Source organism: Saccharibacillus qingshengii (assembly GCF_013185195.1).
GTDB classification, from domain to species: domain Bacteria; phylum Bacillota; class Bacilli; order Paenibacillales; family Paenibacillaceae; genus Saccharibacillus; species Saccharibacillus qingshengii.
Genome location: NZ_JAAZWC010000034.1, coordinates 1 through 21,981, shown reverse-complemented (window position 1 = coordinate 21,981; position 21,981 = coordinate 1). Strand labels below are relative to the sequence as shown.

General features: G+C 55.9%; 19 protein-coding genes. 18 read left to right on the top strand and 1 reads right to left on the bottom strand.

Annotated elements, in window-relative coordinates; all coding sequences use genetic code 11:
* Window positions 1–153 precede the first annotated feature (153 nt).
* Window positions 154–1,284, top strand: coding sequence for a nucleotidyltransferase domain-containing protein (locus HRQ60_RS20780; RefSeq protein ID WP_172199740.1), 1,131 nt, complete (start codon window positions 154–156; stop codon window positions 1,282–1,284).
* 109 nt (window positions 1,285–1,393) lie between these two features.
* On the opposite strand, the gene HRQ60_RS20775 is transcribed toward HRQ60_RS20780, so the two are convergent.
* Window positions 1,394–2,422 (bottom strand): LacI family DNA-binding transcriptional regulator, encoded by a 1,029-nt coding sequence (locus HRQ60_RS20775; RefSeq protein WP_172199737.1) that lies wholly within the window; start codon window positions 2,420–2,422, stop codon window positions 1,394–1,396.
* A 293-nt stretch (window positions 2,423–2,715) separates the two neighbouring features.
* Here HRQ60_RS20775 and HRQ60_RS20770 point away from each other — a divergent pair, with 293 nt between their 5' ends.
* The 17 genes from HRQ60_RS20770 to HRQ60_RS20690 all read left to right on the top strand — a co-directional run bounded on the left by HRQ60_RS20770 (window position 2,716) and on the right by HRQ60_RS20690 (window position 21,609).
* Complete coding sequence (locus HRQ60_RS20770; protein WP_172199734.1) at window positions 2,716–3,765, top strand: alcohol dehydrogenase catalytic domain-containing protein; 1,050 nt, start codon at window positions 2,716–2,718, stop codon at window positions 3,763–3,765.
* A gap of 550 nt (window positions 3,766–4,315) precedes the next feature.
* On the top strand, window positions 4,316–5,080 hold the full coding sequence (locus tag HRQ60_RS20765) for a GTP pyrophosphokinase (protein ID WP_425501734.1): 765 nt from the start codon (window positions 4,316–4,318) through the stop codon (window positions 5,078–5,080).
* A gap of 189 nt (window positions 5,081–5,269) precedes the next feature.
* The gene (locus HRQ60_RS20760) at window positions 5,270–6,415 is read left to right on the top strand and encodes a tetratricopeptide repeat protein (protein ID WP_172199731.1); all 1,146 of its coding nucleotides are present in this window, start codon (window positions 5,270–5,272) and stop codon (window positions 6,413–6,415) included.
* On the top strand, window positions 6,394–6,888 hold the full coding sequence (locus HRQ60_RS20755; RefSeq protein ID WP_172199729.1) for a GGDEF domain-containing protein: 495 nt from the start codon (window positions 6,394–6,396) through the stop codon (window positions 6,886–6,888). The genes HRQ60_RS20760 and HRQ60_RS20755 overlap by 22 nt, the downstream gene beginning before the upstream one ends.
* Window positions 6,889–7,075: 187 nt before the next feature.
* Window positions 7,076–7,843 (top strand): response regulator transcription factor, encoded by a 768-nt coding sequence (locus HRQ60_RS20750; protein WP_172199727.1) that lies wholly within the window; start codon window positions 7,076–7,078, stop codon window positions 7,841–7,843.
* The gene (locus HRQ60_RS20745) at window positions 7,840–9,345 is read left to right on the top strand and encodes a sensor histidine kinase (RefSeq protein ID WP_172199725.1); all 1,506 of its coding nucleotides are present in this window, start codon (window positions 7,840–7,842) and stop codon (window positions 9,343–9,345) included. The genes HRQ60_RS20750 and HRQ60_RS20745 overlap by 4 nt, the downstream gene beginning before the upstream one ends.
* An 82-nt stretch (window positions 9,346–9,427) precedes the next feature.
* On the top strand, window positions 9,428–10,636 hold the full coding sequence (locus tag HRQ60_RS20740) for a TolB family protein (protein ID WP_172199723.1): 1,209 nt from the start codon (window positions 9,428–9,430) through the stop codon (window positions 10,634–10,636).
* A 271-nt stretch (window positions 10,637–10,907) separates the two neighbouring features.
* Window positions 10,908–11,885, top strand: a complete 978-nt coding sequence (locus HRQ60_RS20735) for a CehA/McbA family metallohydrolase domain-containing protein (RefSeq protein WP_172199721.1) — start codon at window positions 10,908–10,910, stop codon at window positions 11,883–11,885.
* Between the two features lie 2 nt (window positions 11,886–11,887).
* Window positions 11,888–12,850, top strand: a complete 963-nt coding sequence (locus HRQ60_RS20730; RefSeq protein WP_172199719.1) for a PHP domain-containing protein — start codon at window positions 11,888–11,890, stop codon at window positions 12,848–12,850.
* A 46-nt stretch (window positions 12,851–12,896) separates the two neighbouring features.
* Window positions 12,897–14,018, top strand: a complete 1,122-nt coding sequence (phnW, locus tag HRQ60_RS20725) for a 2-aminoethylphosphonate--pyruvate transaminase (RefSeq protein ID WP_172199717.1) — start codon at window positions 12,897–12,899, stop codon at window positions 14,016–14,018.
* Entirely contained in the window at window positions 14,018–14,836 is an 819-nt protein-coding gene (phnX, locus tag HRQ60_RS20720; RefSeq protein WP_172199715.1) for a phosphonoacetaldehyde hydrolase, read from the top strand. Before phnW ends, phnX begins: the two co-directional genes overlap by 1 nt.
* Window positions 14,826–16,181 (top strand): aspartate aminotransferase family protein, encoded by a 1,356-nt coding sequence (locus tag HRQ60_RS20715; protein WP_172199713.1) that lies wholly within the window; start codon window positions 14,826–14,828, stop codon window positions 16,179–16,181. The genes phnX and HRQ60_RS20715 overlap by 11 nt, the downstream gene beginning before the upstream one ends.
* Window positions 16,182–16,338: 157 nt before the next feature.
* Complete coding sequence (locus tag HRQ60_RS20710) at window positions 16,339–17,700, top strand: extracellular solute-binding protein (protein ID WP_172199710.1); 1,362 nt, start codon at window positions 16,339–16,341, stop codon at window positions 17,698–17,700.
* Window positions 17,701–17,823: 123 nt separating this feature from the next.
* Window positions 17,824–18,771, top strand: coding sequence for a carbohydrate ABC transporter permease (locus HRQ60_RS20705; protein WP_172199707.1), 948 nt, complete (start codon window positions 17,824–17,826; stop codon window positions 18,769–18,771).
* Window positions 18,772–18,790: 19 nt separating this feature from the next.
* Entirely contained in the window at window positions 18,791–19,621 is an 831-nt protein-coding gene (locus HRQ60_RS20700; RefSeq protein ID WP_172199704.1) for a carbohydrate ABC transporter permease, read from the top strand.
* Complete coding sequence (locus tag HRQ60_RS20695) at window positions 19,618–20,733, top strand: ABC transporter ATP-binding protein (RefSeq protein ID WP_172199701.1); 1,116 nt, start codon at window positions 19,618–19,620, stop codon at window positions 20,731–20,733. The genes HRQ60_RS20700 and HRQ60_RS20695 overlap by 4 nt, the downstream gene beginning before the upstream one ends.
* 69 nt (window positions 20,734–20,802) lie before the next feature.
* Entirely contained in the window at window positions 20,803–21,609 is an 807-nt protein-coding gene (locus HRQ60_RS20690) for a DeoR/GlpR family DNA-binding transcription regulator (RefSeq protein WP_172199698.1), read from the top strand.
* Window positions 21,610–21,981: the final 372 nt, after the last annotated feature.

Here is a 21,981-nt window from a genome sequence, read left to right as displayed (position 1 = left end):
TCATCAAGAGTCGTCCGCGATGTTGCGGACGACTCTTTTTGCATCGATCGGCGGAAGAAGGAGAAGGACTTTGCTTCTTCGCTTCCGACAATGCTAGGATGAAGAAGAAAGCCTGCCGCCTCCAGGGCGGGCGGATGACGGAGGAAGACCCCTATGGACACATTCAACGTATTCGACGTTTCTGCGGCACTGATCGAACGGATTAACCGCGATTATGCCGAAGATGTCGCGATTGCCGCTTATTACGGTTCTTATCTCGACGGAACGGCATCGGAGCGCTCCGATCTCGACTTTTTCTTTATTCCAACGAACCCGGATGGGTATAAAGCGGGGCTGACGTTTATCTTGAACGGCATCAGCTTCGACTTTTGGCCGATCGATTGGGAACGGGCGGAGCGAATGTCGAAGCTGGAAGACGGTCAGGCCGGAATCCTTGCGGACTGCAAACTGCTGTATGTGCGTTCGGATGAAGACCTGGACCGGTTTAACGACTTGAAGCATCGAATCAAAGATATTCGGGCTTTCGAAGGCGAAGAAGCATTTCTGCTGCGCGCCGACCAGGTGCTGAGCGAGGTGTATCCGCTGCTGCATGAGCTGTACCAAGCGGGAAGCGGCAGACCGCTGTCTTTTTACCGGCTGCAGGCGTTTGAAGTAATGATGCCGGTGTTCGAAGCGATCGCGCTGCTGAACCGGACCTACCTGCGCAAAGGCTGGGGGAGAAATCTCACGCAGCTGTACGATCTGCCGATCCGTCCGGCGAATCTCGAAGCGACGGTACATACGATCCTGCGCAGCCCCGACGTGCCCGAGACGTCTGCCGCCCTGATCCGTTTGGTCGATGCGACTGCTCTTCTGGTTGAAGAACGGCGCCGCACGCTGCAAAGTCCGGCGGCGGATGAGATTGGACGCGGCACAGGTTTTTTCGAAGAGTTCAAAGGACTGCTGGATAAGCTGCAGACGGCCTGCGAACGCGGCGATTATGAGCTGGCTTTCTTTACTGCGGCTCATGCGGAAAGCCAGTTGAACGGTTTTCTGGTATACATGGAGACGGGACAGTGGGGGAAGGGGGCCCAAGGCGCGGAAGCAGGCCGCCGGATTGCCGAGCAGGCCAAACTGCCGGCGCTGATGCCGCTGTTGGACCCGGCCAGCCTGATCCCGCTGCAGTCCGCCGCGCATTGGCTGGAAATCTCGCTGGAGCGTTATCTGCGCGCAAAAGGTGTAGAGATCCGGAAATTCGGCACGGTGGAAGAGCTTCGCGGCTATTTGCTGGACCCCAAGGCTTAACCTACCGAACCGGCCCGTACGTCAAAAACACCGCTTATCCGAATGTCTCGGGATAAGTGGTGTTTAACTGCGTCCAAAAAGAAACAAAGGCTTCGCGCCCAAGCGGAGGTTAGGACCCGTGCATCGGAGACCGCTTAAGCGAAACGCTCGATTCCCGCACAATCAGGCGAGGTTCGAACTGGACTTTTTCATAATCGCCGCGCGTCTGCTCACGAATACGTTTCAGCAGCAGTTCCGCCGCCAATCGGGCCACTTCGCTGCCCATGATCGAGACGGAACTGATCTGGGGGCTGCTGATGGTCGTCCATTGATTATTGTCTACGCCGACAACCGCTACGTCTTCGGGAACGCGCACACCCAATTCTTTGAACCGATTCACGAGACCGATCGCGACCATATCGTTCACCGCATAGACGGCATCGGGCATATGGGCCAGTCCGTGAAAATAGTCGGCGGCGCGTATCCCGGTCTGGAGAGAGAAGTCTTCACCGAAATAAACAAGCGAAGCGTCTACCCGATTCAAAGCCCGTTCATAGGCAAGGTAGCGGTCTTCGATGACGTCTTTTTGCGTACCGGCATAAGCGATCCGGCTGCGGCCGATCTGCTGCAGATGGTCCATGACAAGTTTGCCTTCCAGAATCGACAAACAAACGACATCCGCCTGCAGCGAATCGTCCAGCTGTTTGCCGTAATTGATGACGGAGATCGGGACGCCGGCTTTGTCGATCAGCTCGGGCAGAGCTTTGGGGTAGGCCAGCGGCATGATAATCAGCCCGTCGACATGCAGCTTTTTGATATCGCGGACCACTTCGAGTTCGGCCCGGGCATTGCCTGCCGTATTGATCTGGACCACCCGGTAGCCGTGCGCTTTGGCCGCCTGCTCGACAGCCCAGGAAATGTCGGGAATGATCGCATTGCGGATATCCGGCACAGCCAGCGCAATTTGGTTCGTCAGCCGAACCTTGAGGCTCTGGGCAGAGGTGTTCGGAACGAAGCCCAATTCTTCAATCGTCTGGAGAATGCGCATACGCGTCTTCGCGCTGATGCCTTCCGCATTGTTGATCGCTCTGGATACGGTGGCGATCCCGACTCCGGCCTGCCGGGCCACATCTTCGATCGTCACTTTTTTTGCTGTCATGGCTGAGACCTCGCTTGTATATAATTCCGGAATCGTTTCCGGTAGATAAGAACTCGAGAATTGCGTCTTCTTATTATAACATCCGTCTATCGGCAAGTCTCAAATTCAGGCTTATACGCCTATAAAGTCTTATATTTAAAGCTTTACATAACGAAACCATTGAATTGCGCAAGGAGATTTGAGCTTATTTGGTTTGACAGTGTGACAGATATGTGACATATTTAATTTCGGAAACGTTTCCGGTTTGTGTTGAAGCGTACCTTGTATTCTTACATCGAAGGAGATGACCGGCAGTGAAAGCACTAAGATGGCACGGCCCGAAAGATCTGCGTCTGGAACATATCGAGGAACCGGCGGTTCAGCCCGGAAAAGTAAAAATCAAAGTGGAATGGTGCGGCATCTGCGGCAGCGACCTGCACGAATATACGGCCGGGCCGATCTTTATTCCGGCCGGCGAGCCGCATCCGATCACCGGCGAGATGGCCCCGGTCGTAATGGGACATGAATTCTCGGGACGCGTTGTGGAGACCGGGGAAGGGGTAACCCGCGTTCAGGCCGGCGACCGCGTCGTGGTTGAACCGATCTATGCCTGCGGCAAATGCGAAGCCTGCCGCAAAGGCAAATACAATCTGTGCGAACAGATGGGATTCCTGGGACTGGCAGGCGGCGGCGGAGGTTTCTCCGAATACGTATCGGCCGAAGCCTATATGGTACACAAAATTCCGGACAGTCTGTCCTACGAGCAGGGGGCATTGGTCGAACCGTCCGCGGTAGCGCTGCATGCCGTTCGCCAGAGCAAGCTCAAAGTCGGAGACAAAGCCGCCGTATTCGGCGCAGGCCCGATCGGACTGCTCGTGATCGAAGCGCTCAAAGCTTCCGGCGCCGCCGAAATTTATGCGGTCGAATTGTCGCCGGAACGCAAAGCCAAAGCGGCCGAACTGGGAGCGATCGTGCTCGATCCGCAGGAAGTCGACGTCGTGGCCGACCTGCATGCCCGCACTGGCGGCGGTGTGGACGTCGCCTATGAAGTAACCGGGGTTCCGCCGGTGCTGACTCAGGCTCTGGAATCCACCAATATCGGCGGCGAACTGATGATTGTCAGCATCTTCGAGAAAGAAGCGCCGATCATGCCAAACCGCATCGTGATGAAAGAGCGCACGGTCAACGGGATTATCGGCTACCGCGACGTTTTCCCGGCGGTCATCAGCCTCATGCAGCAGGGCTATTTCCCGGCCGAGAAACTCGTGACCAAGCGGATCGGACTGGACGACGTGCTGAGCGAAGGATTCGAGACGCTGCTTCAAGAAAAGAACCAGGTCAAGATTCTTGTCAAAGCGGAGTAAAGCACAAGGGTGCGAAGCGTGGGCGCTGAACGTGTCGAGAAAGGTCTGCTTCTGAGGAAAGCGAGGAGGCGAAGGGAGAAATTTAGTGCAGGAGCTAAAGCATTTCGAAGAAATGCACTTCGGAAGCTTATGCTATAGTTCGCCTTTGAAATCGGGGAAATTCCTCTAAATTTCAATCCTTTCCCCGATTTCAACACGCGACCGGAACGAATTTCTCCCGCAGCTGACGAGCTTCTACAACGAATAGGACTTTCTCGACAGCCTGGGCGCGGAATTTATTCCGCGCTTTTTTGGTGTGAACATCACTAAGACTCTATACCCGCCGCGATGTCTGAATCACACAAAGCGCAGCAAGCACAGAAGCTCCCAATCCCGCAGCTGCGGCGGTTGGGGCTTTTTGGCATGGCAGCCGAGCCGATTTCGCAATTTGTAAACGCGGGGGGTAAACCCTATACTTAAAGTGACCGATATTCAAGGTATACGAATATTCTACAGACGGCCGAACACCGAGTCCGGCCGCTTTGCGCAGAGAGGAACGGAAATGAAATTGATGGAAAATAACGCTCTCGACATGAAAAAAGATTTTGTCCCGATGGAGCAGCTCAAGACGTTTCGCGATGAAGTGACCCGCTTTATGATGACGTACAAGTTTGCTCTCGACGAGATGGAGACGAAAATCGACATCCTGAAGCAGGAATTTCAGACGCTGCACGACTACAGCCCGATCGAGCATACCAAATCCCGCCTGAAATCGCCGGAGAGTATTGTGAACAAGTTGATTCGCAAAAACTACGACATTTCCATGGAATCGATCAAGGAACATATTCGTGATATTGCCGGCCTGCGCATTACATGCTCCTTCATCTCCGATATCTATAAAGTCAGCGAGATGCTGAAGCAGCAGAGCGACCTCAAAGTGCTCGAAATGAAAGATTATATCGAAAATCCCAAAATAAACGGATACCGCAGTCTGCATCTGCTGATCGAAGTGCCGGTGTTTCTGTCCGACCGGACCGAACATGTCTGCGTCGAACTCCAGATCCGTACGATCGCGATGGATTTCTGGGCCAGCCTGGAACATAAGATTTTCTATAAATACAACCAGGATGTACCGGGCGAACTGCTCGGGGAGCTAAAAGCGGCTGCGGATTCCGCAAGTTCGCTTGATCTGCAAATGGAACGGCTGCAGCATGAAGTGCAGGCGATCAAAGATGCGCACAGCAGCGAAGAACACGAAATGCTCAAGACTATCCATATCAACGGACAGCAGTTCCGAATTCCGGGCACGCTGCTGGATATACTGGGACAAAATTAACATTCCTGAAAAAGTCCGGAAGAAGACCTACTCAATTCGGTCTTTTTTCCTATATCCCTATTCTATTTGCAGGATAAACCATTGATTTTAACGACTGGGAATCGTAGTATAGGGTATACTTGGGAATTAGGCCCTAGAGCAAGTTTGGCCGTTTCGAACGGAATTTGCCGCTGTATGGGGGGAGAAACCTTGCCGGATCATCAATCTTATAAGAAAAGCGCACAGTTCAAACAGCCGGATTGGGGACTGCTGGACCCCGAATCTGCCGCGCAGTTCAGCTCGCCCGAGCAATTCGGGCGCCTGCTCGATATTCTTGAAATACAGCCTTACCGCGATATCAATTCGGCGATCGTTCCGGTGCAGCAGGCGTTGGGCATTGCCGCGCGTCTGGGACAGGAGACGCTGGCCCAGCGCGCCCGTCTGATTCATGCCGACGTGCTTGGACGGCAGGGACAGATCGCCGAGAGCGGCCGGTTGATCCGGGAGATCAACGCCTGGGCGTCTGACAACGACCATGCACATATTCTGGCACGCAGCCACAGACTGCTGGGCGGTTTTTTTCGCCGTCTCGGCGACCCGTCGAGTTCGCTTGAACATGCCCTGCGGGGGCTGAAGCATCTGCCCAGCGGCGTGTCTCCGGCGACCCGTGCCGATCATCTGATGATGCTCGCGCTGGCTCTGGACGAGTCGGGTTCGTTCGACGATGCGAAGCAGCGGTTCGACGAGGTGCTGCGGATCGCCAAAGCGACCGGAGACGTGCAGTTCGAGCTGTATGCGCTGAACAATATGGCGTTTACTTACTATGAGCTCGGCGACCTGGAAAAAGCGGCGGAGCTGATCGCGCAAATTCGCGAGCTGTCCGAGCGCCATGAATTCCCGCTGATCGCTATGCAGCTCGATACGATTGCCAAAGGAGAGATTCTGCTCGGACGTCCCGACGAAGCGGAGCGGACGCTGCTTCCGGTCATTACGGATCCTTCCGAGCGTCGGCTCAGCGAACTGGCTTCGCTGCCGGAATGCATGCTGACCGTCGCCCAGGCGCAGCTGCTGCAGGGCAAGCTCGACGAGGCGCAGAGCATGCTGGAAGAAGCCAAGCACCTATGCGACGATCACGGATTGTCGGGGTTGTCCGTACAGGCTCGTCTGCGCCAAGCCGAGCTGCATGCGGCGGCAGGGCGATACACGAAGAGCACCGGCTGTTTCATGCGGAAGCGGAAGCGCTGCGTTCGGCGGAGCGCGAAGCGAAGTCGCATATTTTCCAGGCTGTCTTCGAAGCGGAAGAAGCGCGTAAGAGCAGCGAGCATTTCCGGGAAATGTCGCTGCGCGATCCGCTGACGGGACTGCGCAACCGGCGCTTTATCGACGACCATATCGACGAACTGCTGGAGCAGACCCGCGAAACGGGCGAACCGCTGACTCTGGCGATCATCGATCTGGATTTCTTCAAGCGGATCAACGATACGCTGTCGCATGTGGTCGGCGATACGGTGCTGATCAACGTAGCCAAAATCTTGTCGGTAGCGGCGGCCGAGCCGGCTGCCGTCGCGAGAATGGGCGGCGAAGAATTCGTCGCCTTGTTCCCGCGCACCGATGCGAAGCAGGGGCTGGAATTGGCGAACCGGATGTGCCGGGCCATCCGCGGCGCGGATTGGAGTCCGATCACGGGCACTCTTCCGGTGACGGCAAGTATCGGCGTGCACACGGTATACGGCGGCTCGATCGGACGCACGGAACTGCTGGGCATCGCCGATCGGCGGCTCTATATTGCCAAACGCGCCGGCAAAGATCAGGTTGTGGCGGAAGGTTGATTCCGATTTCGATTGTACAGCTGCAGCGGGCCGAATCGGCTTCCGCTGCGGCTGTTTTTGCATCCGGAAAAAGATCGGTAGACCTGCCGTGCCGCATGGAGCCGCCGTGCGGGCAGGAAGGGTTTTGGTCTTTGGCGGAAGATGGTGTTTAATGGGGAAAAGACGTACACGAACAGGAGGAGCGGAGATGAACAAGAAAGTGCTGGTCGTGGACGACGAGCCGGGCATCCACAGCGCGATCGCCTATGCGCTGAAGCGTGAAGGGTATGAGACCGAGACGGCTTCGGACGGAGAGGAAGCGTTGGAGAAAGTCGAAAGTTTCGGGCCTTCCGTGCTGGTGCTTGATGTCATGATGCCGAAGATGGACGGTTACGAAGTCTGCCGCCGTCTGGAACACCGAAGCGGAATCGGGATTATCCTGCTGACCGTCAAAAACGAGCTGACCGTCAAAAACGAGCTGATCGACAAGATCGTCGGTCTGGAACTGGGCGCGGACGATTATATGACGAAGCCGTTCGAAATTCGCGAAGTGCTGGCACGCGTGAAAGCTTTGATCCGGCGATTGGAGAAAAGCGCGCCCGCGGATTCGGCGGCCTTGACCGAAACTGCGGACAGTCAGAACGAGCCCGAAGAAGCGGGCGACCGGGTTCAACTTGGGCCTCTTCGGATCCGGATCTCCCACCGATCGGCCGAACTGGACGGCATCGAGCTGGAATTGACGCCCAAAGAGTTCGATCTGCTGACACTGCTCGCTTCCCGGCCGTCGCGGGTATTTACCCGGGACGATCTGCTTGACCGGGTCTGGAGTATGGATTATGCGGGAGGCACGCGCACGGTGGATATCCATGTACAGCGGCTGCGCAAAAAGCTGGGCGAGAAACATCAGGGGCTGCTGCAGACCGTATACGGAGTCGGCTACAAAGCCTCGGCGCAGGCAGCCGGAACGTCAGCATGAAGCTCGGAATCCGGCTCAAATTTACGCTGTTTCTCGCGGTGCTGCTCCTGCTCAGCATAGGTCTTTTGAGCGCTTTTGTGCTGCGTGGGATTCAAGACAATCAGACGGCGCAGATCGAAGACGTGCTGGCGCGCCAGACGCAGCTGGCCAATCTTCGCCTGCGGCAGGAATATTATACGGAGACGCCCTATGAGGACGCCTTGGTTTTTTATAAGCGGGAAGGTGTACGTTTGGCCAGCGAACTGGCGGATTTGACCGGAATGCCCGTGACGCTGTATGCCCGCGACCGGAGCGTACTCGGTTCTTCGATACGGACCGTTCGCACCGGATTGACGCAGCCGGAAGGCGCCGGAACGGAATCGCTCGATTACGCGCTCGCCGGAAGTATCGCTTATTTCAGGCAGGGTGCGGAAGGCGGGACGATTCTGTACTTCGCGCCGGTGGAAGGTCCGCAAGAGCAGCTCGGCGCGATCCGTTTCGATTATCCGATCGACAGCTATCTGAGTTTTTACCAAGCGATCCGGCGGCTGTTTCTGATTGTGGGCGGTGCGGTCGCGGCAGCGGCTTTCCTGCTCGGTTACGCGTATTACAGCCGTTTTGCTACCGCCATTCTCAAGCTCAAAGCCTCGGCCGACCGGATTCGGATGGGACAGTTTCTGACGGAAGAACCGCTTGCGCGCCGGGATGAACTGGGTGAGCTGGGCCGGGGAATCACGTATATGAGCGGCGAAATCCGGCGTAATATGGCGGGACTCGAAGACGAACGAAGCAAGCTCGCCCAGGCGGTCGAGCGGCTGCAGGCGCTTGAGCACCGGCAGAAGCAGTACATCGGCAATATCAGCCATGAATTCAAAACACCTCTGACCACGATCAAGGCCTACACGGAGCTGCTCGGGATGTATCCGGACGATCCGCAGCTGCTGGGCGAGGCGCGCGTCAGTATCGACAAAGAAGCGCAGCGGCTGTACGAAATGGTGGAAAAAGTGCTTCGGCTGTCTGCGCTTGAGCGCTACGATTTCGAATTGGAAGCTTCGGAAGTGGATGCGGCTGCCGCCCTGCACGATGTGGCGGCGCGAATGCGGGGCAAAGCGGAGCAGTTCGGCGTCACGCTCGAGATCCGGGTGAGGCCTTCCACCGTCTGGTGCGATGCCGAGAGCTTTATGCATATTTTTACGAATCTGTTGGATAACGCGATCAAATACAACCGTCATGGCGGAACGGCGAAGGTGGAAGGCGGGCCGGTCGAAGAAGCGGTGCGATTGGTGGTAAGCAGTACCGGACTTTCGATTCCGGAAGATGCCCGGGAGAAGATTTTCGAACCGTTCTACACGGTCAACAAAGACCGGGCCCGGCTGTCGGGCGGAAGCGGACTCGGACTGTCGCTGGTCAAGCGGCTGCTGGAAGCGCAGGGAGGCCGAATCGAACTGCTGCGGACGGAAGGAGAAGGCGCCTCGTTCGAGCTGATCTTTCCGGCTGTACAGCCCAAGCTGCCTGCCGATTAACGCGTTCCGGTCTGGAATTCGCAATATTTTGGACGTAATTCCCGGGTAAGCTGTAGTTATGATCAAGGGGAGGACGACAGAAATGAATCGAAATCGATCCAGCAAAGACCCGAACGAATCGGGCATTCCACAATCCCGCCGACGGCTCATCCTGCTCGGCAGCATGCTTGCGGTCGTTTTGATCGGAGGCTGCGCAGGCGAAAAACAGGTCCAGGTGAAAGGCGGAGCGGATCTGGAGACGGCGGCTGCGCAAGGTGCGGCGAAGCCTTCCGTAACCGTCAAATCCAATCCCAACCCATCGGTGTATTCCGGTCTCAAGCTTGAAAAGATCGACGAGCTGGAGCATACGCTTGGCGGTATCTGGCTGGACGACACCCACATTATTGTGCAAAAGCCCGATCCGGAAGCGGAACCGGTCTGGATCGGCGAAACCAAAATGCCGCCTTACAGCCTGTATATCCGGGACCTGGATTCCGGCGAAGAAGAACTGCTCCACGGCGGCGACGGCCTAAGTTGGGGAGCTCCGCTGCTGTCTCCGGACGGCGGGCATCTGTTTCTGCTGAACGACAGCGGGAACAGCGGTATTCCTTATCTGTTGGAGATGAAGAGCCGCAAGCTGACGAAGATTGCGGCGCCGGACGGAAAAGAATACGTATCTTCGCAGGATGCAGGATGGCTGGGCAGCGATCATATCGTGTACGCCAAAGAAGGCGAGCCGGATATTTACGGAGCAGATCTGTCGGGAACGGAGACGCGGATCGCGGATACGGACGGGAAAAGGGTGATGATGCACTCGCTCCAGGCGGCATCGGACGGTCGGATTTATTACGGATTGGCGGATACCGACTGGGGCATGTACGCCTACGATCCTGCAAGCAAATCCGCCTCGCCGATCGGAAGTCCGTTTCCGAGTCTCGTCCCTTCGCCCGACGGGACGCAGTTGGCGGTCGTGAAACGGATCGGCGATACGCAGGAAGAGCTGCTGCTCACCGATCCTTCCGGCAAAGAAATCAAGAAGCTGGCCGACGGCAAAGGCTTTTTCGGAACAGGGTGGTCACCGGACGGCAAACGCTTGGCGTATACGGTCACGGCGAGCCGGGAGGCCGGACGCGACGGGTTCTATATCGCGGACGCCGGCACCGGTCAATCGTTTCTGCTGTCTCCCGATTTGGCCGATGCCGGCGATCGGATGAAATGGAGTCCGTCCGGAACCAAGATTATGGTCACGAAGTCGGAGCGATTGAACGGCGAGTTGGTATCGACCACAACCGTCATCACTGTTTCCTGGTAGGAAAGAAGATTCGGATTCGGGAAAGCCCGCGCTTTAGCGCGGGCTTTTTTTCGTGCCGAAACTGCCGCCGCCCAAGTCGACTTTTGTAATTTCTGATGCAGGATCGACAGGAAAAGGCCAAGTTGTTTTCGATTTGGATTAACTTTGTTAGGCCTCTGTTAAATCCTTCAAATTCGATTGAAACGCTCGAAACTTCGCCGTATGATAAGCGCAAACAACATTAATCCATACAAAAACACAAAAAAACAATCGAGTGTGGAGGGAAACAGCGGTGGAAAATAAAATTTATCTGCATGCCGATCAGTCGTCGTACAAAGGCAATCTGCATCTGCACACGACCTGGTCCGACGGTTCGCTTTCGGCGGCGGAGACGGTGGAAGTATTCAAGGAAAAAGGCTATCACTTCGTATGTATCAGCGACCACGATGTCTATGCGCGGACGGACGAGTTCAATACGGACACGTTCATCACGCTTCCCGGCATGGAGCGGGGCGGACTCAATCCGGTGGCCGACCGCGATCCGGGCTATCATTTTGGCGTGTTGGACGATCCGGACGCACAGCCTGCGCAGGTTAGATTCGAACATCTGGAGCGGTTTCCGGTTCCGCTGCCGTGGGAAGGCGATCACTCGCCGCAGGCGCTGATCGACGAGATGAACGCGCACGGCAACCTCGTGATTTTTAATCATCCCGAATGGCATCTGACCCGCTTCGAAGATATGGTCCGCTACGACGGATTTTTCGCGATCGAGATCTACAATCACGCGACCGAGTGGTCGCCTGTCAGTTCGTACGGCGCCGCTTACTGGCATCACGCGCTGCAGAACGGCAAACGCGTCTTCGGTATCGCGGCGGACGATTCCCATACCCATGACCGGAATTGGGCCATGCCGGAATACGGCGGAGGCTGGGTTTGCGTCCAGGCCGATACGCTTACTCCCCGTGCAATCGTCGCAAGTCTCAAAGCCGGCCGCTTTTATTCCAGTACCGGACCTGCCATTCATGCCCTGCGGGTAGAAGACGGCCAGCTGATCGTCGAATGTTCTCCCTGCAAGCTGATTATGTTCAAAGCCTTCCCGCTGCGCGGTCCGTTCGTCGGCGATTTCCAAGGCGGCAGCCCCCAGACGCTCGCTTCCATACCGATTGAGCCGGAAATGCAGTATATCCGCGTGGAATGTATCGATTTCGACGGCAATGTGGCTTGGTCCAACCCGGTCTTCGTGGCTGATCTGCTGCGGGAGGAGGAATAACGATGCGTGAATTCGTACTGCTCGATGGCGGAAGCCGCATGTACAAAGGCAATCTGCATACCCATTCCACCCGCAGCGACGGACAATATGAGCCCGAGACCGTTATTGCGGCTTATCGGAACAAAGGGTATGACTTTTTGTGCCTGAGCGATCACGAGATTTATTTCAAGTCCGAAGCGTACGACGACGGGAATTTCATTATGATCGGCGGCTACGAGATGGCGTGCGAGATGAGCCGGGAAGAGACCGGGCAGCAGTACCATCTGCATGGGCTGCTCGATCGCTTCGTGGAGCCGATCGGAGAATTCGAACATAACGAAGAGCATGCCAAACCGGATTACGAGAATCTGAACACGATCCAGACCCTGATTGACGACATGCGCGCCCGAGGCAATCTGGTGATCTTGAACCACCCCGAATGGTCGAAGAACAAACCGACAGATCTGCTGGCCCTGCAGGGATATACCGCAATCGAAATCTACAACCACCAGTCGGAGCTGGACGAAGCGGCGGGATGCGGGATCGCTTACTGGGATTATCTGCTGAGGCACGGGCGCCGGATCCACGCGATCGCTTCGGACGATGCGCACGGCGGAGCGATCGATGCGGTGGAATCCGAATTTTTCGGTGGATGGGTCGAAGTCCAGGCGGACAAGCTTGAAGGTCAGTCCGTGGTCGATGCCTTGAGAAAAGGCCGGTATTATTCGTCGAACGGTCCGAAGATCCTGGATCTGCGGGTACGCGATGGCCGGCTCGAAATCGAATGTTCCCCGGTCAAACGGATCAAGTTTCTGGCACATCCCGGAAACGGGCATATGGTATACGATCCCGGGGGAGAGCCGGTATCGCACGGGTCGTTCCCGCTCCGCGGCGGCGAAGGATATGTCCGGGTCGAGTGTATCGGCTTCGACGGCAGTACCGCGTGGTCGAATGCGGTCTTCCCGGCCGATCTGTTTCTGCCCTAACGCGGTATAGACCGCAAATTCGAACTTGAAGGAGGAGCCGAATACGATGGATAAACCTTATTTGCTGCTGACGCCCGGCCCCCTGACCACCACCTCGTCGGTCAAAGCCAGTATGCTGACCGACTGGTGCACCTGGGATACCGAATACAAAGAAATCGTTCAGGAGATTCGCGCCGCTCTGCTGCGTCTGTCCGGCGCTTCTTCCGAAGACTATACGGCCGTGCCGATGCAGGGCAGCGGAACGTTCGGAGTCGAAGCGGCGGTTGGAACGGCCGTACCCGAAGACGGCCGGCTGCTGATTCTGGCCAACGGAGCTTACGGGCAGCGGATCGGGGAGATTGCGGACGTTCTGCGTATCTCGCACCGCCTGCTCGAAAGCCCGCCGGACCGTCCGACACAAGCGGAGAGGCTGGACGAAGCGCTGCGGGAAGATCCGTCGATTACGCATGTCGCTCTTGTGCACTGCGAGACGACAACCGGGATCTTGAATCCGCTGGAAGCTCTGATCGAAGTGATCCGCCGTCATGGAAAAATATCGGTTGTGGATGCCATGAGCAGCTTCGGCGGTATACCGATCGATGTCCAGCAGCTGGGTATCGATTATCTGGTCAGCAGCGCCAACAAGTGTATCCAGGGCGTGCCCGGATTCAGTTTCGTACTGGCCCGCACCCGCTTGCTGGAAGTCTGCGAAGGCAATGCCCGCTCGCTGTCGCTCGATCTGTTCGACCAGTGGCAGGTGATGGAAAAGGAACAAGGCAAATGGCGGTATACCTCGCCGACGCATACCGTCCGGGCTTTCCGGCAGGCGCTGCTCGAATTGGACGAAGAAGGCGGAGTCCGCCAGCGCTGCGCCCGGTATACGGCCAACCAGCGGACGCTTGTGCGCGTGATGCGCCGGGCGGGATTCGAGACCCATCTGCCGGATGCGTTTCATTCCCCGTTTATCACCACATTCAACGACCCCAATCTGGCAGGTTTTACATTCGAAGATTTCTATCTGCACCTGAAGCGGCAGGGTTTCGTGATCTATCCCGGCAAGTTGAGCGGAGCGAAGGTGTTCCGGATCGGCACGATCGGCGACGTACACATCGAAGATATCGAAGAGCTGGGCGAAGCCGCGGCTTCTTATACCGCAGACTTGCGCAGCCGAGAAGGAGAACAACAGTGATGACGGAAAAAGTGCAGGGAATTGTGCTCGACTGGGCCGGTACAACGGTCGATTACGGATGTATGGCGCCGGTCCGGGTGTTTCTGGAAATCTTCGGAACGTTGGGGATCGAGCCGACCCTCGAAGAAGTGCGGGCACCGATGGGCAGACTCAAATGGGATCATATCAAAGAGATGCTGGATATGCCAAGAATCGGCAAACTGTTCGAAGAACGGATGGGACGCCCTTATACCGACCGGGATGTGGACGGGATGCACGCGGAATTCGAACCGATGCTGCTGAGCATTCTGCCTCAGTTCTCGGAGCCGATCGGCGCCGCGGCGCAAGTGGTCGAACAGCTGCGCGGTCAAGGCTTGAAGATCGGCGCAACGACCGGTTACAACGACGCCATGATGGCGGTGGTGGCGGCCGGTGCCAAGGCCCAAGGCTACGCACCCGACCATTGGATCACGCCCGATTCGGTCGGCGGCCGGGGACGTCCTTATCCCTATATGATCTTCGCCAACATGATCCGGCTGGATATGGGGATGCCCCGTCAAGTCGTCAAGGTCGGAGACACGGCCTCGGATATGCAGGAAGCGAGAAGCGCCGGCGCCTGGGCGGTTGGAGTGGTCGAAGGCAGCTCCATGCTCGGCCTGACCCTCGAGGAGAAGAACGCCTTGAAACCGGAAGAACTCCGGGAACGGGCGGAGCTCGCAAGGCAGCAGTTTATCCGCAGCGGTGCGCATCACGTGATCGACCGCATCGAAGACCTGCCGGAGCTGATCGAAGTCATCAACGCGAGGCTGGCCCAAGGAGAGTCCCCGCATGGAGATTAGAGCCAATCTCAAGACGGAAGGGGATATCAACCTGTCCGACGAGCGGCGCCGCTGGCAGGAGGCCCATCTGGGTCCGGAAGCGCTGGAGATCCTGGAGGAAGACAGCCGGTATTTCCTGCACCAATCCATGTCCACTCCCTGCCTCAATGTGATTGTCGATGCCGAAGGCATCTATCTCGAAGACATCGACGGCCGCAAAATTATGGATTTTCACGGGAACAGCGTCCATCAGGTTGGCTACAAGAACCGTTTTGTCCTGGATGCGGTGCAGGAACAGATGGAGAAACTTCCGTTTCTGCCCCGCCGTTTCACCAGCCATTCGGCTGTCCGGTTGGCCCGCAAGCTTGCGGAACTGGCTCCGGGCGATCTGAACAAAGTGCTGTTCACGCCGGGCGGAACAAGCGCGATCGGACTTGCACTCAAGCTTGCCCGCCGGGCGACAGGCCGGTTCAAGACGGTATCGACCTGGGACTCGTTCCACGGGGCCAGTCTGGATGCGATCTCCGTCGGAGGAGAAGGCGTGTTTCGCGGCGGAATGGGACCGCTTCTGGCCGGTTCGGAGCATATGATGCCGTACAACGGGTACCGCAGTTTGTTCGGCGAATCAGACGACGGTTCTTATTCCCTGAATTATCTGGAATACATGCTGGAACGCGAAGAAGATATCGGAGCCGTGATACTTGAGCCGATCCGCAGCACGGATGTGCAGATTCCTCCGCCGTCTTACTTCCTGAGGCTGCGCGAATTGTGCGACCGTTTCGGAGCGCTGCTGATTCTCGATGAGATCCCTACGGCTTTCGGCAGAACCGGTACCATGTTCGTACACGAACATTACGGCATCGTGCCCGATATTGTCGTGATCGGCAAAGGGTTCGGCGGTGGACTTTTCCCCATGGCCGGCATTATTGCACGCGAAGGACTGGATATCGCTTCCGATATTTCGCTCGGGCATTATACGCATGAGAAAAGTTCCGTAGGCTGCGCGGCGGCGCTGGCGGCGATTACCTTTATCGAAGACAATGATCTGCTGGCGCATGCGGTTCGTATGGAAGAATTTCTGCGGCAGAGGCTGTCCAAGATGATGGAGAAACACGAAGCGATCGGAGACGTGCGCGTAATCGGCATGCTGGCGGCTATCGAGCTGGTAACGGACCGCACCACCAAGGAACGCGCGGTCGAACAGACCGAGCGGGTCATGTACCGCTGCATGACCCACGGACTCAGCTTCAAAGTATCGGGCGGAAATATCATCACGCTGGTACCGCCGCTGATCACGACCCAAGAGCAGTTGGACGAGGCTTTGACAACGATTGAAGAAGCGATCTCCTCTATTTTCGGCACATAAAAGTACATTTTTACAATAGAAAAACAATTAAAACAATAACAAACAACAACAAAACAAAAATCGGCGTTGGATTTAATCTCCGGATGACATGCGGCCCCCATATTGGGGGTAAGATCAATCCCAATCATTGATAAGACCACAAGGAGGAATTCAAAGCATGAAGAAGTTGGTTCTTGGCGCGTTAGGCCTGGTATTGGGCACAGGTTTGTTGGCGGGCTGCAGTGCGGATAACGAGGCGGCTGAAGCGGCTTCGGCGGACGGAAAAACCAAACAAATCACGATTTCGGTCCGGGAAAGTACATGGGGAGCACGCAAAGACAACTTTATCGAAGCCGAGAAACGCTTGAACGAAGATCTGAAAGCCGAAGGCGTAGAGGTCAAGATCGACTGGTGGCCGGGAATCGGCGACGACGAACTTATCCTGCAGGCACAGGCCGGCAAAGTCGCCGATATCTTCATGAACTCCAGCGTCGATATCGGATGGGAACTGAACGCCGGTATTATCCGCGAAATCGATTGGGTGAAAGATTCGGCCGTGTTCAAGGATGTGCCGGAATCGTATACCGATATCATGAAATACGACGGTCATTATTACGGAGCTATTCAGGATATGGACGCTTCCCCGGTCTTTATCAGCCGTCAGGCGCTTGAAGGACTGGGCTGGACGGCGGCCGAGATCGACGGACTGCGCGGACGCGTAGATGCCGGCGACTTCACTTTCGGAGACCTTGAGCAGCTGGCCGAGCAGGCGAAGCAGAAAAATCTGGTCAAAATGGGATTCGCGGTGGAAGACACCCGGTTCGAAGGCTGGAATTACGCGTTCGGCAATTATAACTACAACGCCGAGCAGAACAAGATGGTGCTGACAGGCAAGACGAAGAACGTATACGACTTCTGGGCCGATGCGGTCAGCCGCGGTGTTATCGACAAATCGATCGGCGAGATCGGAACGGACAAGGCGGCGCCGATGTTCGTCAAAGGCGAAATCTTCGCGGAATTCGCCCGTACGGAATTCTATCAGCTGATGCGCGAAGCCAAAGGCATGCAGGAAGATACGGAAGGCTTCGACAAGTGGTTCAATGAAAACGTGGTCTGGATTCCGATTCCTTCCGCGGAAAAAGGCGGCAAGCCTGTCTCGTACAGCAACCCGGCGATGATCTATGTCGGTCCGAGCGTGGATGACGAGAAGATGCCGTATGTACAGAAACTGATCGAGCATGTGCTGGATCCGGATCTGCAGATCAATCACACGCTGGCCAGCGGCAAACTGCCCGTAACGCCGGAAGCGCAGGAAGACGAGCGGTTCAAGAAACTGGATTTTTACAAAGACCACGCCTACCTGCTTGAATTGACCCGTACCCGTCCGGCGCAGCCCGATTACGCCACGTATACCCAAGCGTATGTGCTGGGCGTCGATGCGATCCTGACCAAAGGCCAAACGGCGGAGCAGGCTTATGAATTGTTCCGCAAGGATGCCCAGCAGAATGTACCTTCCGACCGGCTGCTGATCGAACCGTAACGAACGACAGAGCGGCCAGAAATACAGCCTTACCGGAAATCGCTGTTTGGGAAAAGGGAATCCGATCTTCGGTTCGGAGCCCTTTTTCCCTTTCCTATCCGAGAGACGAGGTGAAAGACCGGCATGGATCATCTTACGGACCGGCCTGCCGCAGTGGGGCCTGCTTACCGCAAACCGTTCAAAAAAAAGATTTACCCTTACCTGTTCATTATGCCGTTCGCCGCTCTGGTGCTTGTCTTTTTCGTGCTGCCGGCACTGGCGACCGTCGCGATGTCTTTTACCGATCTGAATGCGTCGATGAAACCCAAGTTCGTAGGACTCGAGAATTTCAAACGGGTATTCGCCGACTATAATCTTCCCGACATCCTGCGCAACACGGCGATTTTTGCTATTTTATCATTGGCGATCTCCCTGCTGTTCGCTCTGGTCATCTCGATCGCCACGCAGTATTTTCTCAAAGGAAAAATAGCGGCCGTTGTGTACCGGGTATTGTGGCTGATCCCCAGCATCATTCCCGCCGTCGTCTATGTCACGTTCTGGAAGTATCTGTTCGATCCCACGGAAGGCGGGCTGGTGAACCGGATTCTGCTGCAGTTCGGACTGGAATCCGATCCGGTATCATGGTTCTCCAAAGCGGCCATGGCGATCGTCATTCTGGCGACCGTCGTCTCCACGATCTCGGGAGGGATGATTCTGCTGTCCGCCGCGATCAATTCGATTCCCGAAGATCTGTACAAGGCGGCCAAAGTGGACGGAGCCAGCGAGAAGTCGGTTATTCTGAAGATCATTATGCCGACGCTCAAATGGCCGCTGATGTATATCACGATCTCGGAGCTGATCGGATTCGTCTCTTCGTACTTCTTCATTATGCTGCTGACGAACGGCGGTCCGATGAGAGATACGACCACGCTGTCGCTGTACGCGTATCAGCAGGCGTTCAATCTGAAATACTACGGCTACGGTGCAGCGGTCTCGCTGATCGTCGTCGCGATCTCGTTCGTGCTTACGCTGCTGTTTTTGCGGCTGTTCGATTTTGACGAAATGATCAAGCCTTCGAGAATCGAAGACTAACCGGAAAGGCGGCTGCCCGATGTCGACCCGTACGCTCAAACAACTGCTCGTACATACGTATCTGACTTTGTTCACCCTGCCGATCATCGCGATGATCGTCTGGTATTTTCTGGCCGCGACGCTGAATTTCACGACCGGACAGTTTTCGCTGGAGAACTTTTCCTTTTTTCGCGAACCTGTCGAATATGCCGGCGTCGAACTTCCGCTGATCTGGCCGATTGTGCTGAATACCCTGGTTTATTCGTTTCTGATCGTGTTTCTCGAAGTGTTTATCTCGGTCCCGACCGCGTACGCTTTTTCGAGGCTCGACTTCAAAGGGAAAAACGCCGCGATGAAATTCCTGTTTCTGATGCGTTCTTTCCCGGGTATCACGCTGATTATCGCAACCTTCTTTATCCTGGTGCAGATGCATCTGGTCAATACGTACCTGGGTGTGCTGCTGGTGGCGGTCACCGGATCCCTTCCCGGGCGTGTCTATATTATGAAAGGGTTCTTCGACGAAGTGCCCTGGGATATCGAGTGGGCGGCGATGGTGGACGGCTGCACCCGCTACGGCGCATTCAAAAAAGTGCTGGTCCCGTTCGTGCTGCCGGGGATCGGCGCTATCTCGGTCTTTTCTTTTCTGGGGGCGTACGGCGAATGGTTCTTGTTCAAACTGCTGATCTTCAATGACGACATGCTGACGCTCGCCGGTTATCTGGCCCGACTGGTCACCAAAGAAGATCAGATCCTGAACTACGGACTGATCACCGCAATCGGACTGTTTTATACGCTGCCGATTATCGTGTTCTACATTTTCACCCAAAAAGTATTCATGAAGGTCAACTTGGGAGGGGCGAAGCAGGTATGATTACGCTGAGTAATATCGTCAAGGAATACGAAGGCAAGCAGGAAAGCGGACGGGCGGTCGACGGGCTGAATCTCGAGATCCGCAAAGGCGAATTCGTCGCGCTGCTCGGTCCTTCCGGCTGCGGCAAAACGACAACTCTGATGATGCTGGCCGGGCTGCTCAAACCGACCTCGGGCGACATTCATTTTAACGGCAAATTGGTCAACCACACGGAACCCAAAGACCGCAATATCGGAATGGTGTTCCAGTCTTACGCCCTGTATCCGCATCTGACGGTGAGAGACAATATCGCCTTTCCGCTGCGGGAACGCAAAATGCCGAAGCGCGAAGCGTATGAACGGGCCAAAGAAACCAGCCGGATCCTGCAGATCGACCATCTGCTGGACCGCAAGCCTTCGCAGCTGTCGGGCGGTCAGCAGCAGCGGGTCGCTATGGCGCGGGCGCTGTCCAAAGATCCGGAGATTCTCCTGCTCGATGAACCGATGTCCAATCTGGATGCCCGCCTGAAGCTGGATGTCCGCGACGAAATTCGCAAAATCCAGCGCAAGCTCGGCGTCACCACGATCATTGTGACACACGATCAGGAAGAAGCGCTCGCGATTTCCGACCGGGTCGCGATCCTCAACGGAGGCCGGATTCAGCAGTACGCGCCTCCGCACGAGCTGTTCAACCATCCCGTCAATCTGTTCGTCGCAAGTTTCCTTGGCAGTCCGCCGATGAACCTGATCCTGGGTCAGCTGCAAGAAAGCGGCGGCAGACAGATCGTCTTAACGGAAGGCTTCGAATACGAACTGCCCGCAGGGCGCAGGCTGGAAAAAGAGCATATGGGCAAAACGGTCCGCTTCGGGATCCGCCCGCACGATATCTCGATCTGTTCCGCGGACCAGCCGGGCAGCCTGCGAATGAAAGTCGATCTGGTCGAGCATCTGGGCAGCGGGAAACTGGTGAAAGTCATGGACCCGGAAGGGAAGCTGGACACGATGATCCGTCTGTTGACCGGTAACGAAGTTCAAGTCGAAGCGGGCGACGACATTTACGTAACGTTCAAAGCGGATAAATTCCATCTGTTCGATACGGAAAACGGAGGATTGAACTTGACGCAGCATGTCTGACAGGCTCTTTATTATTGAATGCGGAGCCCCTATAATAAAAGTTCACGATGCGAAAGGGGGAATGGCAGATTGTCCCTTGCCAGCGAAGCAAGAAAAGAGACGATCATGACTCTCCTCAATGAGAGAGGCAAAGTGATCGCGGGCGAGCTCTCCACGCTGTTCGAAGTCTCTACCGAAACGATCCGCCGGGATCTCGAAGAGCTGGAGAGAGAAAGCAAACTGAAAAAAGTATACGGAGGCGCGGTGAAATTCAAGCCGGAAGCCGAGCCGCCTCTGCTTGAACGCGAAGCGGTCCATGTGGAAGCCAAACGCACCATCGGCCAGTTGGCCGCGGGATTGGTCGAAGATAACGACGTGATCATCGTAGACGAAGGCAGTACGGCTCTGCAGATCGTTCATTGTCTGGAAGGCAAGCAGAATCTGACGATCCTGACGAATTCGGTGCCGGTGCTGATGCTGATCATCGAATTCCAGAAACGCGGCACGTTCGACGGAAAGCTGGTGTTTATCGGCGGGGAAGTCAGCGCCAAGCATCTGCGCGTCTCCGGCCCGATTGCCGAAAAAGTGCTGGAAGATTTCTATGTGAACAAATCGTTCGTCTCCGTGGACGGCGTTTCTCTAAAGTACGGCATCACGAGCTACGATTACGAAAAAGCGGTGTTCACCCGGCAGATGGTCCGCAACTCGGAGACGGCGATCGTCGTAGCCGACTTCTCGAAGATCGACAAACGAACCGTAGCCAAGATTACGGATCTTCCGGAGATCCAGCAGATCGTATCGGACCGCGAGCCTCCGCCCGAATGGAAAGCCGCTCTCAAGAAAATGGCGGTCACCTGGATTTATCCGGAACACACCTCCGCATCCGAAACCGAATAAGCTTCCCGATGAATCCGCGCCGAGCGCGGATTTTTGCTGTTAGGTGGGGGAGGGGGAAGTGGAAGGGGATTGAGCAGTAGGAGTAGGAACTGTCGAGCGGGAGTGGACGGTGTTTAAAAGAACCCGGGAGGAATTTCCCGGGTTCTTTTTGCAATGAATATAATCCTTTAATTCCCAAAAAATGATATGATGAACGAGGTGAAGCAAAAGGTTCGTAAATCCCGCAGAGAAGAGGGATTGTAGGAAGTTCGGGAATCCTACGAGAATAGGAGGGTTGGTGAAGTTCGGGAATAAGACGTTAAGCGCAACTTCTGAAGGGCAGATTTAAGAACAATTTAAAAGCTGAGAATTGCTGAAGAGCTGTTGAGATCG

Coding starts and splice junctions, on each gene's coding strand:
- HRQ60_RS20780 (WP_172199740.1), top strand. CDS start 154: ATGGACACATTCAACGTATTCGACGTTTCTGCGGCACTGATCGAACGG.
- HRQ60_RS20775 (WP_172199737.1), bottom strand. CDS start 2,422: ATGACAGCAAAAAAAGTGACGATCGAAGATGTGGCCCGGCAGGCCGGA.
- HRQ60_RS20765 (WP_425501734.1), top strand. CDS start 4,316: ATGGAAAATAACGCTCTCGACATGAAAAAAGATTTTGTCCCGATGGAG.
- HRQ60_RS20755 (WP_172199729.1), top strand. CDS start 6,394: ATGTCGCTGCGCGATCCGCTGACGGGACTGCGCAACCGGCGCTTTATC.
- HRQ60_RS20750 (WP_172199727.1), top strand. CDS start 7,076: ATGAACAAGAAAGTGCTGGTCGTGGACGACGAGCCGGGCATCCACAGC.
- HRQ60_RS20745 (WP_172199725.1), top strand. CDS start 7,840: ATGAAGCTCGGAATCCGGCTCAAATTTACGCTGTTTCTCGCGGTGCTG.
- HRQ60_RS20740 (WP_172199723.1), top strand. CDS start 9,428: ATGAATCGAAATCGATCCAGCAAAGACCCGAACGAATCGGGCATTCCA.
- HRQ60_RS20730 (WP_172199719.1), top strand. CDS start 11,888: ATGCGTGAATTCGTACTGCTCGATGGCGGAAGCCGCATGTACAAAGGC.
- phnW (WP_172199717.1), top strand. CDS start 12,897: ATGGATAAACCTTATTTGCTGCTGACGCCCGGCCCCCTGACCACCACC.
- phnX (WP_172199715.1), top strand. CDS start 14,018: ATGACGGAAAAAGTGCAGGGAATTGTGCTCGACTGGGCCGGTACAACG.
- HRQ60_RS20715 (WP_172199713.1), top strand. CDS start 14,826: ATGGAGATTAGAGCCAATCTCAAGACGGAAGGGGATATCAACCTGTCC.
- HRQ60_RS20710 (WP_172199710.1), top strand. CDS start 16,339: ATGAAGAAGTTGGTTCTTGGCGCGTTAGGCCTGGTATTGGGCACAGGT.
- HRQ60_RS20705 (WP_172199707.1), top strand. CDS start 17,824: ATGGATCATCTTACGGACCGGCCTGCCGCAGTGGGGCCTGCTTACCGC.
- HRQ60_RS20700 (WP_172199704.1), top strand. CDS start 18,791: ATGTCGACCCGTACGCTCAAACAACTGCTCGTACATACGTATCTGACT.
- HRQ60_RS20695 (WP_172199701.1), top strand. CDS start 19,618: ATGATTACGCTGAGTAATATCGTCAAGGAATACGAAGGCAAGCAGGAA.